The sequence below is a fragment of the Flavobacterium crocinum genome, from assembly GCF_003122385.1.
Lineage (GTDB): Bacteria > Bacteroidota > Bacteroidia > Flavobacteriales > Flavobacteriaceae > Flavobacterium > Flavobacterium crocinum.
This window is the reverse complement of the sequence record NZ_CP029255.1, coordinates 2,988,721-3,006,823: the sequence shown is the minus strand read 5'-3', so window position 1 is coordinate 3,006,823 and position 18,103 is coordinate 2,988,721. Positions and strand designations below refer to the sequence as shown.

The window sequence follows — 18,103 nt, the reverse complement described above, 5'->3', positions numbered from 1 at the left end:
TTATTCGTAGTCTTCGTCTAAATATTTGATTCCTGCTTTTATAAAAAGCTCTTCCATTTGACTAAAGCAAAAGCCATTGTAATTTTCTAGATTTTTCGACTCTCTAAAACCTTTACATGACAAACAAAGCTCTTTGTAACCAATTATTCTATTTTTCTGATCTCTGAAAAGTATCATATGCCTTGGCATATAACAATCTCTTGGTAAATTTTCTAATTTACAACTATCTTGAGACATTAATTCCAGTAATTCTGTTTTTAATATTGAATTTAATACTACTCTTTCTTTAACTTTCGTACTGTCGAAATTCAATTTATAATCAACAACCAGATCTTTTGAATATTTATTATCTTTTTTCGTAATTTTTCTATCCCATCGCATTCGGTCTTCATAAGACAAAATCTCAACTTTGGATAAATCCTTCAAAGGAAAATCTCTTATTTTGGCTATTTCACTTTTTGATTTACTCACTACAGTTTTCTCAATTACGATTGAAGAATCTGTATTTTCTTTTTTACAAGAAATCATACCTAAAATAATTAATAAAAGTAAGATTCTCTTCATTCATTACATTTTATTACTTTCTAATAGTTCTTTTAAAGCTTCAACACTTGGTAAAACAGTTTTATATTTACTGGCAAAAATCTGTTCATTGTTTTCTGGTAAAGTATATTTCACAACAGCTTCACTTTTATTTTGACAAAGTACAATTCCGATAGTTTTATTTTCCTCTTCCAAACGCATTTCTCTGTCATAATAGTTGACATACATTTGCATCTGCCCTAAATCCTGATGTTTTAATTCTCCTATTTTCAAATCAATAAGTACAAAACATCTTAATATTCTATTATAAAAAACCAAGTCAATCCTGAAATGTTTATCATCAAAACTAATTCTTTCCTGTCTTGCAACAAAAGTAAAACCGTGACCCAATTCTAATAAAAACTGCTCCAGTTTATTGATGATTTCTTCTTCTAATTGTGATTCAGAATATTGATATAATTCTGGCAACCCTAAAAACTCAAGGATATAAGGATCTTTAATAATATCTTTCGGCTTTTCAATTATTTGGCCTTGTTCTGAAAGTTTTAAGATACCTTCTTTATCTCTACTTAAAGCTAATCTTGTATAAAGTGCCGTATCATACTGACGTTTCAATTCTCTAACACTCCAATTGTGTTTTTCAGCTTCGATTTTATAAAAACGTCTTTCTTTTTCATCATCAATTCGCATTAAAAAAACATAATGACTGAAACTCAATTTGAAAAATGAAGACAAAGTTTCATAATCTAGTTTCTCGAATTCCGCAGATGATGTCTGCGAAATCTTCTCTTCAGAATTCCGAGACAGTGTCGCGGAATTCTTTATTTCTAAAATCCGCAACAGTGTCGCGGATTTTGAATAAATCAAATAAAACTTTCTAATCCTTTCTAAAACATCAATAGAAAACCCTTTTCCAAACTCTTTAGTCAATTGTTGAGAAAGTCCTTTTAAAAGTTGCTTGCCATATTCAGCCCTATCTTTTCCATTTTGTTCTTCTTCAACAATAATTCTACCAATTTCAAAATAGGTAATGGTCATTGTTGAATTTACGGTACGCAAAACCTGTTGTCGGGCATTTTGTAATAACTCGGCAACTTGCTGAAAAATGACTTTATTTTGAAGACCGTTTGGCACTATACTTTTAATTTATTTTTAAGCCTCCTCAAGCTCATCAATCTCCACCTTCAAGTTCTTGATAATAAACTCTTGTCTATCTGGAGTATTTTTCCCCATGTAGAAAGATAACAATTGCTCAATCGAAGTATGTTTATCCATCATAACTGGATCAAGACGAATCGTGTCTCCAATAAAATTTTTGAACTCATCTGGCGAGATCTCTCCCAAACCTTTAAATCGGGTGATTTCCGGTTTTGGTTTTAGTTTTTCGATGGCATCTTTTCTTTCTTCTTCAGAATAACAATAAATTGTTTCTTTTTTGTTTCTAACCCTGAAAAGTGGGGTTTGTAAAATATACAAATGTCCTTCTTTGATTAATTCAGGGAAAAACTGAAGGAAAAACGTAATTAAAAGCAAACGAATGTGCATTCCGTCGACATCGGCATCGGTTGCAATTACGATGTTGTTGTAACGTAATTTTTCTAATCCGTCTTCGATATCAAGCGCTGCTTGCAATAAATTGAATTCTTCGTTTTCATACACAATTTTCTTTGTCATTCCGTATGAATTCAAAGGTTTACCACGCAAACTGAAAACTGCTTGTGTATTCACATCACGCGACTTTGTAATCGATCCGGAAGCCGAATCTCCCTCAGTAATAAAAAGTGTGCTTTCTAAGTTTCTTGGGTTTTTCGTATCAGGAAGATGTGCGCGGCAATCTCTTAATTTTTTGTTGTGAAGATTCGCTTTTTTAGCACGATCTGTTGCCAGTTTTCTAATTCCTGATAATTCTTTACGTTCACGTTCTGCCTGAAGAATTTTTCGTAACAAAGCATCCGCAGTTGTTGGATTTTTATGAAGATAATTATCCAGTTTCGTTTTGATAAAATCATTTACGAAAGTACGAACAGATACCGCCGGTGTTCCATCATCAGAACCCATATCGGTAGAACCTAATTTTGTTTTGGTCTGAGACTCAAAAACTGGTTCCATCACTTTAATACTAATCGCACTCACAATCGATTTACGAACGTCTGATGCATCGAAATTCTTATTGTAAAACTCACGAATTGTTTTTACAACCGCTTCACGATAGGCCGCTAAGTGCGTTCCTCCCTGCGTTGTGTTCTGTCCATTAACAAAAGAGTGATATTCTTCGCTATATTGCGTTTTACTGTGTGTAAGCGCAACTTCAATATCATGGTCTTTTAAATGGATAATTGGATATTCTAAATCTTCTTCATTGATCGTTTCTTCTAATAAATCACGAAGTCCGTTTTCTGAATAGTATTTTTCTCCATTAAAAATAATAGTCAATCCATTGTTTAAGTAACAATAGTTTTTGACCATTTTCACCACATATTCTAAACGAAATTTATAATTTTTAAAAATCGTTTCATCCGGGGTAAAAATTACTTTCGTTCCTTTACGTTTGGTTGTCTCAATTACATCTTCTTCCAAAACTAAATTTCCTGCCGAAAACTCCGCTCCTTTCTGTTTCTCATCACGAACCGATTCTACACGGAAAAATGTAGAAAGTGCATTTACCGCTTTTGTTCCGACACCGTTCAAACCAACTGATTTCTGGAAAGCTTTAGAATCGTACTTTCCTCCTGTGTTCATTTTAGAAACTACGTCTACTACTTTTCCTAACGGAATTCCACGTCCGTAATCACGAACAGAAACTGTTTTATCTTTTATAGATACTTCGATAGTTTTACCGGCACCCATAACGAACTCATCGATACAGTTGTCTAAAACCTCTTTTAAAAGAATATAAATACCATCATCCGGTGATGATCCGTCCCCTAATTTCCCGATGTACATACCCGGACGCATACGAATATGTTCCTTCCAATCGAGTGAACGAATATTATCTTCGTTGTATTGATTTTGCTCTAGCATAAATGAATTTAGGATTTTTTGCTAATGTACCATTTCTTAACAAAAAATGAAAGTGTATTTCTTTTTTGTTATGAATAATAACAGTTATAAATCTATTTAAACTGATTTTAAAATAAATCGGATAATAAAATTATACAAAAACTGCTTTTTCAGCAAAAAACACTATTTGATTCCCAGCACTTCTTTCGCCAAAGCAATCATTTCGGGCGTTCCCGTATTTTTGTTTTTTTCGTCTGAAAGTTTTACCACTCCTTGCCAATGTATATTATCAGGTTTTGTATCGGTTAATTTGATCACCATATTCATAGCAGGAAGGCCAACATCATTTGTGAAGTTTGTACCAATCCCAAATGACATTTTTATTTTATCCTTGCAAAAATCGACTATCGCTTTTACCTTATCATAATTTAAAGAATCTGAAAAAACAATAGCTTTCGATTTTGGATCAATTCCCATTTTGGTATAATGCGAAATCACTTTTTGAGCAAATTCAATCGGGTCACCGCTATCATGGCGAACACCGTCAAAAAGCTTAGAATATTTTTTATCAAACTGATTGAAGAATATCTCTGTAGTGTAGGTATCTGTTAAAGCAATTCCCAGATCGCCACCATAAACTTTTGTCCAGTTTTCAAGACTCACAAAATTTGCCATTTGAAAACCATACTGCGCTGCATGAAACATAAACCATTCGTGTGCATGTGTCCCTAAAGGTCTTCGGTTATTAACCATTGCAAAATGTACATTACTGGTTCCAATAAAGCTATGTCCTCCATTTGTTCGCAGCGTTTCATTTATCAAATCATGCACTTCATAAGAATGACGTCGTCTTGTACCAAATTCCAGAATAGAAACTCCTAATGTATTGTAATTGTCGATTTTTTCTTTGGTAAGTGATTTAATCGCTTCATCATTCAGGCGAATCAAATGATTTGCCTTGTAAAAAAGCTCCGAAATCAAAGCCATTAAAGGCACTTCCCATAAAATGGTTCGGTACCAAAATCCTTCAACTGTAACTTTTATTTCTGAACCTTCCTGACTAATCTGCACTTCAGAAGGATCAAAACTATATCCCTGAAGAAAATCTAAATAAGTAGGATCAAGATAAGGACAATAGTGTGCCAGATAATTTTTCTCTTCTTTTGTTAAACGAAGATCAGCCAAAGCATTAACAGAATTTCGAAGTAAATCTGCAAATCCTTCCGGAAATATATGTTTTCCTCTGTTTATAAATCCGTAACGAACTTTTGCTTTCGGAAAAAGTTTAATTACAGCATGCTGCATCGTAAATTTATAGAAATCATTATCTAAGATTGATTTCAGAAAAGTTGTTTCCATAATGCTCAAATTCGGATCATTCTTGCTAAGATACGGCAATTTTAACAAAAGAAGAAAATCTCGAATCTAAATATTATTTCGAAACAATTTTAAAAGAAACAACACTATTGCCATCTACAAAAACAGTTATGTAATCACCTATGTTGCTATCAATTAGAATCTGAAACTCTAAACCTCCTCGTTTCTCTTTTGGATTTTGAACCTTTACAGCCTGATTCTTTCTATTGACATAGAAAACCTGATTAGATTTTGAGATATTTTTGATTTCAAAAGTAATTTTATCACCATTTCCGGCTTCAATTATTCCAGAATCCGGAGATTTGATTTTATAGTCTTTTTCAATTGTTGTATTGTAGATTAACGGACCATTTAAGAAATCTTCTTTACTCAATCTGTTTCCTAAATAAGAACCTGAATCTGGGAAGTGCTTCGCAAAGAAATAATCTGGATCTGTATCAAAATAAGCAGGATTAAAATCGTTTATCATTCTGCCTTTACTGCTGTCATAATAGCCTTGCCCCCAGGTCACATCAATTAATCGCCATTTTTTATCAATCAAAACCATATTCCATGCATGATTGGAAGAAGTCGTTTTTCTACCAATATCTCTAACTGAAATTTTAGAATCGCCACGAATTATTTCGCATTTAATATCCATCAAAGAAGCCAAATGCTGATACAAAGCTGTAAACCCTTCGCAAACTGCTTTTTTAGATTTAAAAGCTTTTTGAATTAAATTATCGTTGATCTGTTTGATTTTTCGCTGTTTTTCAGCTTCAGAAGAATAACTGAAACCCTGCGTTCTTGGCGGATTCAAATAAGCATTATAATCATATCTAATGTTAAAAGCAATCCAGCTGTAAATAGCACGTGCACGATCATAATCCGAATCAAAATCTTTTTCGATTCTGTCGGCTAATTTTTCAGTCGTATCAAAACTTTTCGGGTATTTCGCAACTATTTTATCGACTTCACTTATCTTTTGAGAAAAAGTAAAATTGATAAAAAGAAGATTTAATAAAAGGAAAATAAGGGCAATCTTTTTTTGTGGCATTTAAAAATTTGATTTAATAATATCTTTCAGTTCCTGATCTAACTCAGCGTTAGAGATTTTATTTTCCTGTAAATCAAAATTCGAGCCAAATGCTGGCAATGAGAAACTTCCTTTAATTTCTGCGCCATAACGAGGGAAAAGATTTTGTGCAATTCCTAAAACAGACGCGCCTCCTCTACCACCTGGCGAAGTGGCTAACAATAACATTGGTTTGTGCTGAAAAACATCTTTTTCAATTCGGGAACTCCAGTCGAAAACATTTTTAAAAGCAACAGAATAATTTCCGTTATTTTCTGCCATTGAAACTACTAAAATATCAGCTTCTTTAAGTTTATTCAAAAATGATTGCGCTGTTTTATGCTGTCCTATTTCTTTCTCTAAATCAACGCTGAATACAGGCATTGCAAAATCATTAAGATCTAAAACCTCTACATCTGCATTTTCAAATAAACTAGATGCATAAGTCGCTAAACGTTTGTTGATTGACTGCTTGCTGTTACTTCCTCCAAAGGCTACTATTTTCATATGTGGTATTTGTTTTTTTTAAACCATATAAGTAATATAAGAGAATTTAAGTTTTTTACTCAAAGTGAATTAAATGAACTTATATTACTTATATTACTTATATTACTTATATTACTTATATTACTTATATTACTTATATTACTTATATTACTTATATTACTTATATTACTTATATTACTTATATGGTTTAATATTAATTTTCAATCTCAAAAATCTCTTTTTGTATTTCTACAGAATAATCATTTGGCGAAATACTTCCACCGAAGGCTTTCGCATAGACTTTAGTAAATTCTGCTCCAAAATATAAAATAATAGCTGAATAATATACCCAAACCAAAATTATAATTACAGAACCTGCTGCACCGTAAACACTTGCAACAGTAGAGTTTCCTAAATACAGACCAATTGCAAATTTACCTATCATGAATAAAATCGCAGTACTAGATGCTCCAATAAAAGCATCTTTCCATTTAATGATTCCGTCAGGTAAAGTTCGGAATATAATAGCAAAAAGCAATGTAATGCTGGCAAAAACAATTAGAAGATTCACCACATAAAAAAGATACACTGTAGTATCAGGAAAATACAATTTCAAGCGCGCATTTAAAAGATCTAATATTGCATTGACCATCAAACTGACAATCATTAAAAATCCAACCGAAACAATCATAGAAAAAGACATTAATCTGTTTTGAATAAACTTTTTCAGCCCTTTATTTGGTTTTGCTCTTAATCCCCAAATATAATTGATAGAACTCTGAATTTCCGCAAAAACTCCCGATGCTCCAATTAAAAGCATCACAATACCAAATACAGTTACAAAAACATTACTATCTGATAATTGAACATTCTTGATTGCCTCCTGAATTTGCACAGCAGCATTATTTCCTACCAATCTATTGATCTGACCGTATAACTGACCCGTAACTGCCTCTTCCCCAAAAAAGACACCACAAATCGTAATGATAATAATCAATAATGGAGGCAATGCAAAAATGGTATAATAAGACAATGCAGCACTTAATTTAATAGCGTTATCGTCATTAAATTCAAAAAATGTGGTTTTTAATAAATACCATACTTTCGAGAAAATATTTTTATTTTTCATCTGCTGATTTTTTGATATTCACTCAAATTTACGCAATAATGAAAAATCCGGGATTCTTGTTTTTTATTGGAATTTTATATTTTTCCCATATATCTACCAATGAGATATTCCTAGCGGAAATTTTTTTTTTTGACGGACTGTTATTTGTAATGGTAAAAAATCCCTTTATCATAAACCGTCCACAAACTTGCTTTTTGATTGGCAGCTTTTAAAGCGTTATTTGCCCAGGTATTGCAGGTATAAAAAAGACTGTAACTTCCTTTTGCTTCGTAGAACGCATCTTTTTTACCATAACTATGACCTTGAATCCATTCTGGATGTACAGGATCATTAAAACTATTTGAGATATAATTGACTAAATTTTGATAGTTTTCTTTTGAAACCAAAATACGTTTGCAGTCATCACCTTCTCTTAATTGTTTAAAAAATGTAGTATGCATTGCGGAAGAACTCACACCAAATGCGGCTTTTAGAGCTGTACTCGCTTTTAGATCTGACCATTCGGGTGTGTCCAAATAAAAACCTTTGTCTCCCCAGCCAAAAGCGATAAAATTCATTAACGAGTCTTTGGATTGGGTCTGATTGAACCGGATTTCGTTTCGCCAGTCTTTAATCTCATTTTTTATTGGAACTACAATATCAGTATGAACTCCGTTTGAAAGAATGTAAATTGGAATTGCGTTTTGCTCTTCAACTTTTACAATATCTGAGTTGACGGTAATCTTCGAAATAATTAAAACAGAAGAAATGTACAAAGCAAGAAAGCTAAAGATTCCGAAAAGTGTCCAGCCGAAAATTTTGAATGATTTTTTTAGCATTTTAATTGGTTGATTTTAGATTAGTAATTGGTTATTTTTTGTGTAACCAATTTTTAAGCCAAAAATTTTCAACTGTGAAAATAGAACACGGATTTTACAGATTCGCTTTCGCGAAAGCGCACTAATTTGTCATTTCGACTGAAAGGAGAAATCACACTAGAAACTCGACAAAGATTGAAGATTCTCTTTGCAGATTCACGAGTGTGATTTCTCCTTTCAGTCGAAATGACAAACGGTGTGTTTTACATTTTGAACATAAAAAAAAACTGCTGAATCACTTCAGCAGTTTTATCTATTTTTTTTATTCTATTTTCTAATTTCTAAAAAAAGATTAAACGTTAAAACGGAAATGCATTACATCACCATCTTTAACAATATACTCTTTTCCTTCTACTTTGAATTTCCCGGCTTCTTTTGCTTTTGCCTCAGAACCGTATTGAACGTAATCATCGTATGAAATAACCTCAGCACGGATGAAACCTTTTTCGAAATCAGTATGGATAACTCCTGCTGCTTGTGGCGCAGTTGCCCCAATATTGATTGTCCAGGCACGAACTTCTTTTACACCAGCTGTAAAATAAGTTTGTTGTTTTAACAATTTGTAAGCTGCACGAATTAACACTGATGCTCCCGGCTCTTCTAGTCCCATATCTTCAAGGAAAACCTGACGCTCTTCGTAGCTTTCTAATTCTGTAATATCAGCCTCTGCTCCTACTGAAAGTACAATAACCTCAGCATCTTCATCTTTTACTAATTCACGAACCTGATCAACATATTTGTTTCCGTTAACTGCAGAACTTTCGTCAACATTACAAACGTATAAGACCGGTTTTGCTGTAATTAACTGAAAAGATTCCATTAGAACCTCTTCATCATTATTTTGAGGAACAATCGTTCTTGCAGATTTTGCCTGCAAAAGAGCTTCTCTAATTCTGTTTAATAAAGCTTCTTCAGCCTGAGCTTCTTTATTTCCTGTTTTTGCAGCACGTTTTACTTTTTCTAAACGTTTTTCGATTGTTTCTAAATCTTTTAACTGCAATTCGATATCAATAGTTTCTTTGTCACGAATTGGGTTTACGTTACCGTCAACATGTACAATATTATCATTGTCAAAACAACGTAAAACGTGAATAATAGCATTACACTCTCTAATGTTTCCTAAAAACTGGTTTCCAAGACCTTCACCTTTACTTGCTCCTTTTACCAAACCTGCAATATCTACGATATCTACAGTTGCCATTTGAACACGCTCTGGTTTTACTAATTCTTCTAATTTATTGATTCTTGGATCCGGAACGTTTACAACACCAATATTTGGCTCGATTGTACAAAACGGAAAGTTTGCACTCTGCGCTTTTGCATTAGATAAACAATTAAATAATGTTGATTTTCCAACATTTGGTAATCCTACAATTCCTGCTTTCATCTGTTTGTTTCTATTTATTTTATTCGGCTTTTTCTTTGAGCCTAAAAACATTAAACATTGTAATTTAATGTATTATGATTTTATCCGTTTTTCTTATTTCTGCCAAAATGATATTTTTTGGCTTTAAAATTTTGCAAATATAAGATTTAATAGCTCTTACACGAAGTAAAAATGTTTAATAATATAATTTTAGACATATGCAAGTAAATTTTTAAACATTTTACTAATTTTTTGTTAAAAAACATTACTTTTATAAAACTGATTAACAAAAAACAAACCAAAAAACCAATAACCATGAAAAAGATTGCATTATTACTATTTCTGCTGAATTCAGCATTTCTCTTTGCACAAAAAGAAGTCTCGGGTCTTGTAAAAGACAAAGCCGGAAATCCACTTCCGGGGGTCAATATTGTCGAAAAGGGAACTTCCAATGGTGTTTCTACTGATTTTGAGGGCAGTTTTAGAATAAAAGTAAAAGAAAACACCACATTAGTATTTAGCTACATGGGATTTTCAACGGTCGAAAAAGTTGTTTCCGGAGATAAATTAGACATTATATTAAGCGAGAGCGATGGCCAAATATTAAATGACGTTGTTGTAGTTGGTTCCCGAAATGCCAAAAGAACAGTGGTAAACTCTGCTGTACCAATTGATGTAATCAATGTAAAAGATGTCACTACACAAAGTGGTAAACTCGAAATTAATGAACTTTTACAATATGTCGCCCCTTCGTTCAATGCCAATAAACAATCGGGTTCTGACGGAGCCGACCATGTTGACCCGGCATCACTCAGAGGAATGGGACCTGATCAGACTTTGGTTTTAATTAACGGAAAAAGAAGACATCAATCCTCTCTTATCAATTTATTCGGAACTCGTGGCCGCGGTAACACCGGTACAGATTTAAATGCTATTCCGGCTGCATCTATCAAAAGAATTGAAATATTAAGAGACGGTGCTGCAGCCCAGTATGGCTCTGATGCCATTGCAGGTGTTATAAATATTGTTACAAATGACAATGTAAAAGAATTTACCGGTGCCATAACTTACGGAGCTTTTAATACTGATGCTAAAGGAGATTTTCCTGAAGGAACAGCAAATACTAAAGGTTACAGATTAGATCAAAAAGGATATGGAAATTCATATGGTAAAAACCAGGATTTTGACGGAGGTTCGTTAAAAGTATCTGCTAACTATGGAACTCCTATAGGAACAAAAGGCGGATTTGTAAATGTTACAGGAGAATTTTTAAATAAGAACAAAACGTTACGACCAGGTTTTGATTTCAGAAAAGGATTTGGTGAAGCCGAAATTCAGGGAGTTAATTTATTTGTAAATCTTGCTGTTCCAATTTCTGAGAAAACTCAATTTTACGCTTTTGGAGGAAGTAATTTTAGAGATACTGATGCTTATGCTTTTACCAGAAATGATGGTGAAAGAGTTGTAGAAGCTATTTATCCCGGCGGATTTACCCCTAGAATTACCTCTAAAATAAACGATAATTCCATCGCAGCAGGAATTAGAACGGAAACTTCAGGAGGATGGAAATGGGATTTTAGCAATACCTTAGGAAAAAATAAATTTCATTATGATATAAAAGGCACACTGAATGCTTCACTGGAGGAAAAATCACCTACGGAATTTGATGCAGGAGGACACAGTTTACTTCAAAACACAACCAATCTTGATGTATCGAAAAATTATGGAGACATACTTGGCGGCTTAAATCTGGCATTTGGAGCCGAATTCAGAGTAGAACAATTTGAGATTTTTGCAGGAGAAGAAGGCTCTTATGCTACTTATGATACAAATGGAGTTCCAATCACAGATCCTACCACACAAAGTGCTCCAACAGTTCCAAATCCTGATTACGATCCAACCGATCCGGACTCTTCACCAACAATTCCAAGACCAGGAGGTTCTCAAGGTTTTCCGGGATACAGCCCTGCTAATGAAGTAAACAAAAGTCGTACAAACTTCTCTTTATATACTGATGCAGAATTAGATGTTACAGAAGCCTGGATGGTGAGCGGTGCGGTACGTTATGAAAACTACAGTGATTTTGGAAGCACTGTAAACGGTAAATTAGCTTCCAGACTTAAATTAACCGATAAAATCAATTTAAGAGGATCTGTAAGCACCGGTTTCCGTGCGCCTTCTTTAGCACAGATTTACTATAATTTACGTTTTACAAACTTTAGTTCGGCTGGTGCTACAGAAGTTTTACTGGCTCCAAATGACAGCGAAATCACAAAAGCTTTTGGAATCCAGAAACTAAACGAAGAAAAAGCAGTAAACGCCTCTTTAGGTTTTACAGCAAGTTTTGGCGATTTTACAGCTACAGTTGACGGATATTTAATTAATGTCAAAGACAGAATTGTATTGACAGGATACTTTGATGCAACAGCTTTAGGAATGAATGTAGACAAAGCTCAGTTTTTCGTAAATGGTGTGGATACAAAAACAACAGGAATGGACATTGTTCTGGCCTGGAAAAAAACAATTAACGAAAACAGACTTGGTGCAACCTTAGTAGGAAACATCAACCATATGAAAATTGATAAAGTAAAAAATGGCGATTTAGACGAAAAAACATTTTTTGGAGAACGTGACCGCGCTTTCTTATTAGCTTCAGCACCGCCAAATAAATTTGGTTTAAACCTAAATTACGGAAGAAAATGGTTTGATGCCGGATTAGCCTTCACAAGATTTAGCGAAGTTAAATTACTGGATTATCAAATGGATGAAGATCCTGAAGACTACAGAACAGATCCTTCTGAAACAGATGCTCAGGTATTTGCCAATCAAAAAAAGGCTGCCACAGATACTTACGGCGCCAAAATCGTTACCGATTTAACTTTAGGCTTTAAAGTTTCCAAATCAACTAAAATAAGCATTGGTGCCAATAACTTATTCAATATCTATCCTGATCAGCAAGATGACTGGGTGGAAGCCGGAGGTTACTGGGACGCTGTTCAAATGGGATTCAATGGTGCTTATTACTATGCAAGACTTGGATTTAATTTTTAATCCTGCAAAAGATTTTACGTTTGCTTAATTTTCAAAAAACAAAAAATCCTGAACAATTTGAGTTCAGGATTTTTTTTCTGTTTATTTAATTACAATTTAAATTCTAAAGAGGCTATGATCGCTTTTTCTTCATCGGTAGCTGTAAAACCGGATATATCCCAGTAATTCGTTAAGATTTTATTCTTTTTATTGAAAAGAGATTTTTCTTTAAAAACATCACTTTCGTTATAAGTGAAATTTTGTTTATTAAAACCAGTTGTAATAAAACTATTTCTTACCTGAATATTTTTAGACTTTTCTTTCTGAATCAAAGTATAGGCAATTTCTTCATTTGAACTCAAGAGATAATAATCGTTTCCGTCCAGACGAAAATTTACATTTATAAAAGACTTCGTAATATTTTTATCTCCCACTCCTGTCTTTTCTTCTATTTTATCCAGACTTACCGGAGGTACTGAAATTGTGAATTCTAAAATAATCTTTTTCACCGGATCGTAAATGATTTCAAAATTATCTACTGCGTCTTTCGCCTTATCCAGTGGATTAACAGACATTACATAATAATCCTTATTTTTCGAATGCCCTTTAACCGTAAAATCATATTCTTTCTTTGCTTTAGCATCAAGCAGCGGTTCAAAATATTTAAAATTCGAATAATTCTCCATGATGTTATTCAAATTATATCCCATTAAATCGGCACTTACGTCTGCTTCCAGCAAACCATAAGAACGATTTTGTTCTACCAATAAAGTTGTGGTATTATTTTTATTGAATTGAAAATTCACCAAACCGTCATTATAATAAGAATATTGATTATCTAGCATGAAAAACTCACGTACATAGACTTTCAAACGATGCGAAACACTTATTTTTTGTTTGGAATTAGAAACTATTCTCTGAAGTGTTTTTTGAAGATTTTCCTGAGAAACAACCACTTCGTCCAGGTTTTCTTTTTTGTTTTTTAAGTAAACAACAAATTCACTTTCTTTTAATGCAGCCCAACGAACTGTCAGATTCTCATAATTCATTTCAGATACCTGTACATTAGAACCGCCACTTAGAACAAAAGTGACTTTCCCGTCTTCATTTGTCATCAAAACCTGTTTGGTTTTTAAAACTACGACAGTTGCATTTTCTATTGGCTGCAGCGTTTCTATATCTTTTACAAGAACAGAATATTCCTCGCTTTGTGCAAATACACTTAAAGTACTGAGTAAAACAATAAATAAAAGTAGCAATCTCTTCATAGGCATTGTTAATTTTTTAACTAAAGTATTATTTTTTTAACAATTAAGCAATAGCTAAAAAATAAAACATTCGTTATCAATAAACTAACTTTTAGAAATACCTGATATCAGGGTAAAAAAAAATCCTGAGTTTTTAGCTCAGGATTATATTCAAATCAACAGTTATTCTTATTCATTATGTAAGAACGCCTGTCTTTCTAATAAAGTTTCTTCATCTTCCACATGATTATCATCCGGAACACAACAGTCAACCGGACAAACCGCAGCACATTGTGGTTCATCATGGAAACCTTTACATTCTGTACACTTTCCAGGTACAATATAGTAAACCTCATCAGAAATTGGAGTTTGAGCTTCATCAGCATCAATCTCTGTTCCGTCAGGTAAAACTATTGTTCCGGAAAGACTAGTTCCGTCTTTATATCTCCAATCATCTGCTCCTTCATATATTGCTGTATTTGGGCACTCAGGTTCACAAGCCCCACAGTTGATGCATTCGTCAGTTATAATAATTGCCATCGTATATTAGTCTTAAAGTTAAAAGTCTTAAAGTTCTAAAGTCAAAACAAAAACAAGAATAGCTTTTGATTTGATGACTTTTGACTTTCGACTTAATTATGCTTATTTTTGTGCAAAATTACAATCAAAACAATTCATAAACAAACATTATGACATTAGAAACAAAAAAAAGTGTTTTTGTTGAATTAGGAAATTTTTTAAGTCAATTCTCCGAAACAGGATCCATACAAAAATCCAGCGTTTTATATAACGATATCTTTTTTGACGATTTTGAAAAACTAATTCATTTATCACAATCTCATAATGGATGGTATACGCCAGAACAAGTTTATTTTTCAATACAATCCTGGGCAGAAGCTTTAACGGAAGAAAACCTCGAAAAATGGCTTTCAAAATATACAGCAGAATTTGCTCAAACCGATAAAAAAGAAAAAACGGTTGCTTTGATTTTAGCCGGAAATATTCCACTTGTGGGCTTCCATGATTTTTTATCTGTTTTAATAACGGGCAACAAAGCTTTAATTAAAACATCATCAAACGATCAGCATTTGCTACCTTTTTTAGCAAAATATTTAATTGCTGTTGATGAAAGTTTAAAAGACAGAATCACTTTCGTAGAAGGAAAACTGGAAAATTTTGACGCCGTAATTGCAACCGGAAGCAACAACACAGCACGTTATTTTGAATATTATTTTAAAGACAAACCTTCAATTATTCGTAAAAACAGAAATTCAGCAGCAGTTTTAACCGGAAAAGAATCTACTGAAGAATTAGAAAATTTAGGAGAAGATATATTTAGATATTTTGGTTTAGGATGCCGTAATATTTCGAAACTTTTTGTTCCAAAAGACTACTCATTTGACGCCTTTTTTCAGGCTATATTCAAATATCAGGATGTTATTCATTATGAAAAATACGCCAACAATTACGACTATAATAAAGCGGTGTTTTTAATGAGTAACTTCAAGTTATTAGACAACGGTTTTCTGACTATAAAAGAGGACTCAAGCTACGCCTCGCCTATCTCGAGCGTTTTTTATGAGTACTACGAAAATCCCGAAGAACTTAAAAAACGTTTACAGAACGATTCAGAACAAATTCAGTGTATTGTAAGCAGTAATTTTACTTCAGACAGCATCGCATTTGGAGAAACGCAAAAACCGCAATTGTGGGATTACGCAGATAATGTCGATACTATAACGTTTTTGTTAACAACAAAGTAATAAATTGTTTAATTATTTCGAATATTTTAACGCTTTTTCGGCTCTTATTGACGAAATTTGCGTCTTTAAAATTTTCGACTATTAACAACAACCATGAAAAAACACAACTACAGCGCAGGACCAAGTATTTTACCTCAGGAAGTTTTTGAGAAGGCATCAAAAGCAATTTTAAATTTTAATGATTCAGGTTTATCTATCCTTGAAATCTCGCACCGAAGTAAAGATTTCGTTGCAGTTATGGAGGAAGCTCGTTCCCTTGCTTTAGAATTATTAGGACTTCAGGGAAAAGGTTATCAGGCTTTATTTTTACAAGGCGGTGCAAGTACAGCATTCTTAATGGCACCTTATAATTTATTAAAAGAAAACGGAAAAGCAGCTTATTTAGATTCAGGAACGTGGGCAACCGCAGCGATAAAAGAAGCTAAACTTTTCGGTGAAACTATTGTTGTCGCTTCTTCAAAAGATGACAATTATACACATATTCCAAAAGGTTACGAAATTCCAGCTGATGCTGATTATTTCCACTGCACAAGCAACAATACCATTTTTGGAACTCAAATGAAAGAATTCCCGGCAACTAACATTCCGGTTGTTTGCGACATGAGTTCTGATATTTTTTCACGTGAATTAGATTTCTCTAAATTCGACTTAATCTATGCCGGAGCTCAAAAAAACATGGGGCCAGCTGGAACGACTTTAGTTGTGGTTAAAGAAGAAATCTTAGGCAAAAACGGAAGAACAATTCCAAGTATGTTAGATTACGCTAAACATATCAAAGCTGAAAGTATGTACAATACTCCTCCGGTTTTCTCTGTTTACGTTTCTCTTTTAACTTTACAATGGATTAAAGAAAAAGGTGGAATCGCTGCTGTTGAAAAATTAAACAATGCTAAAGCAGAATTACTTTATGCTGAAATCGACAGAAACCCATTATTTAAAGGCGCTGCTGCAGTAGAAGACCGTTCTAATATGAATGTAACTTTCTTATTAAACAATCCGGATCATACAGCTACTTTTGATGCTTTATGGAAAGAAGCAAATATTTCAGGATTGCCAGGACACCGTTCTGTTGGTGGTTACAGAGCTTCTATCTACAACGCTATGCCAATCGAAAGCGTTCAGGTTTTGGTTGATGTAATGAAAGCATTGGAAACTAAAGTTTAGTTTTCAGTCGCAGTCATAGTTTACAGTACAAAAAAAGAAAAAATTAAAATTGGTTTAATCAATTAAATGATTAACCAAACAAACAAAATACATACAATGAAAGTATTAGCAAATGACGGAATTTCTAAAAGTGGAATTCTAGCCTTAGAAAAAGGTGGTTTTGAAGTTATCACTACAAAAGTAGCTCAGGAACAAGTAGCTAACTATATAAACGAAAACAACATTGACGTAATTTTAGTTCGTAGTGCAACTAAAGTTCGTAAAGACATTATCGATGCTTGTCCTGGAATTAAAATCATTGGACGCGGTGGTGTTGGTATGGACAATATTGATGTTGATTACGCAAAAAGCAAAGGAATCCATGTAATCAATACTCCTGCTTCATCTTCAGAATCTGTTGCTGAATTAGTATTCGGACACTTATTCAATGGTGTACGTTTTTTACATGACTCTAACAGAAACATGCCTCTTGAAGGAGATACAAACTTTGACGGTTTGAAAAAAGCCTATGCTAACGGAACTGAATTAAGAGGTAAAACTCTTGGTATTGTTGGTATCGGTCGTATCGGTCAGGCTACAGCAAAAATGGCTCTTGGTTTAGGCATGAAAGTGATCGCTGCTGATAGTTTTATTCCTGAAGTTGATGTAAAAGTTGAATTTTTCGACGGACAATCAATTACAACTAAAATTGTTTCTCAATCTTTAGAATCTTTATTCAAAGAAGCTGATTTCATCACACTTCACGTTCCTGCTCAAAACGGATACATCATTGGAGAAAAAGAATTTGAAATCCTTAAAGATGGAGTCGGAATCGTTAACTGTGCTCGTGGTGGCGTTATCGATGAAGTAGCTTTAGTAAAAGCTTTAGATTCAGGAAAAGTTGCTTTTGCAGGACTAGACGTTTTCGAAAATGAACCAAAACCGGAAATGGCAATTTTAATGCATTCTAAAATTTCTTTGACTCCGCATATTGGAGCTGCTACAGGAGAAGCACAAGACAGAATTGGTACAGAATTAGCATCGCAAATTATCACTTTGTTAAGCTAATTAACTATAATTAAATTACTTGCAAGGGATTTATTAACAT

At 33.4% G+C, this 18,103-nt stretch carries 15 protein-coding genes; 4 read left to right on the top strand and 11 right to left on the bottom strand.

The genetic code is table 11. From position 1 onward, the window contains the following. The 9 genes from HYN56_RS13460 to ychF all read right to left on the bottom strand — a co-directional run bounded on the left by HYN56_RS13460 (position 1) and on the right by ychF (position 9,833). A complete protein-coding gene (locus tag HYN56_RS13460; RefSeq protein ID WP_109192649.1) occupies positions 1 to 564 on the bottom strand; it encodes a hypothetical protein in 564 nt (187 codons plus the stop codon). A gap of 3 nt (positions 565 to 567) precedes the next feature. Beyond that, complete coding sequence (locus tag HYN56_RS13455; RefSeq protein WP_109192648.1) at positions 568 to 1,677, bottom strand: PDDEXK nuclease domain-containing protein; 1,110 nt, start codon at positions 1,675 to 1,677, stop codon at positions 568 to 570. 18 nt (positions 1,678 to 1,695) lie between these two features. Next, entirely contained in the window at positions 1,696 to 3,564 is a 1,869-nt protein-coding gene (locus HYN56_RS13450) for a DNA topoisomerase IV subunit B (protein ID WP_109192647.1), read from the bottom strand. 162 nt (positions 3,565 to 3,726) lie between these two features. Continuing rightward, the gene (gene pncB, locus HYN56_RS13445; protein WP_109192646.1) at positions 3,727 to 4,902 is read right to left on the bottom strand and encodes a nicotinate phosphoribosyltransferase; all 1,176 of its coding nucleotides are present in this window, start codon (positions 4,900 to 4,902) and stop codon (positions 3,727 to 3,729) included. 73 nt (positions 4,903 to 4,975) lie between these two features. Then, positions 4,976 to 5,956, bottom strand: a complete 981-nt coding sequence (locus HYN56_RS13440; RefSeq protein ID WP_109192645.1) for a transglutaminase domain-containing protein — start codon at positions 5,954 to 5,956, stop codon at positions 4,976 to 4,978. After that, a complete protein-coding gene (locus HYN56_RS13435; protein ID WP_109192644.1) occupies positions 5,957 to 6,481 on the bottom strand; it encodes an NADPH-dependent FMN reductase in 525 nt (174 codons plus the stop codon). Positions 6,482 to 6,674: 193 nt separating this feature from the next. Continuing rightward, a complete protein-coding gene (locus tag HYN56_RS13430; protein ID WP_109192643.1) occupies positions 6,675 to 7,589 on the bottom strand; it encodes a YihY/virulence factor BrkB family protein in 915 nt (304 codons plus the stop codon). Positions 7,590 to 7,729: 140 nt separating this feature from the next. Continuing rightward, positions 7,730 to 8,407 carry a TIGR02117 family protein gene (locus HYN56_RS13425; RefSeq protein WP_109192642.1) on the bottom strand — a complete coding sequence of 226 codons (678 nt, stop codon included), beginning with the start codon at positions 8,405 to 8,407 and terminating at the stop codon, positions 7,730 to 7,732. A 331-nt stretch (positions 8,408 to 8,738) separates the two neighbouring features. After that, entirely contained in the window at positions 8,739 to 9,833 is a 1,095-nt protein-coding gene (gene ychF / locus HYN56_RS13420; protein WP_109194800.1) for a redox-regulated ATPase YchF, read from the bottom strand. A gap of 294 nt (positions 9,834 to 10,127) precedes the next feature. On the opposite strand from ychF, the gene HYN56_RS13415 reads away from it, so the two are divergent. Continuing rightward, positions 10,128 to 12,863 carry a TonB-dependent receptor gene (locus HYN56_RS13415; protein ID WP_109194799.1) on the top strand — a complete coding sequence of 912 codons (2,736 nt, stop codon included), beginning with the start codon at positions 10,128 to 10,130 and terminating at the stop codon, positions 12,861 to 12,863. Positions 12,864 to 12,952: 89 nt separating this feature from the next. Here the strand turns inward: HYN56_RS13415 and HYN56_RS13410 are convergent, their stop codons facing one another. After that, positions 12,953 to 14,110, bottom strand: a complete 1,158-nt coding sequence (locus HYN56_RS13410) for a carboxypeptidase-like regulatory domain-containing protein (protein WP_167398311.1) — start codon at positions 14,108 to 14,110, stop codon at positions 12,953 to 12,955. 168 nt (positions 14,111 to 14,278) lie between these two features. Beyond that, entirely contained in the window at positions 14,279 to 14,629 is a 351-nt protein-coding gene (locus HYN56_RS13405) for a 4Fe-4S dicluster domain-containing protein (protein ID WP_109192640.1), read from the bottom strand. A 149-nt stretch (positions 14,630 to 14,778) separates the two neighbouring features. Here HYN56_RS13405 and HYN56_RS13400 point away from each other — a divergent pair, with 149 nt between their 5' ends. From HYN56_RS13400 to HYN56_RS13390, 3 genes are all read left to right on the top strand, one after another. Continuing rightward, a complete protein-coding gene (locus HYN56_RS13400; protein ID WP_109192639.1) occupies positions 14,779 to 15,852 on the top strand; it encodes an acyl-CoA reductase in 1,074 nt (357 codons plus the stop codon). A 93-nt stretch (positions 15,853 to 15,945) separates the two neighbouring features. Then, on the top strand, positions 15,946 to 17,016 hold the full coding sequence (serC, locus tag HYN56_RS13395) for a 3-phosphoserine/phosphohydroxythreonine transaminase (RefSeq protein ID WP_109192638.1): 1,071 nt from the start codon (positions 15,946 to 15,948) through the stop codon (positions 17,014 to 17,016). Between the two features lie 96 nt (positions 17,017 to 17,112). Continuing rightward, a complete protein-coding gene (locus HYN56_RS13390; RefSeq protein ID WP_091491293.1) occupies positions 17,113 to 18,063 on the top strand; it encodes a D-2-hydroxyacid dehydrogenase in 951 nt (316 codons plus the stop codon). Positions 18,064 to 18,103 lie beyond the last annotated feature (40 nt).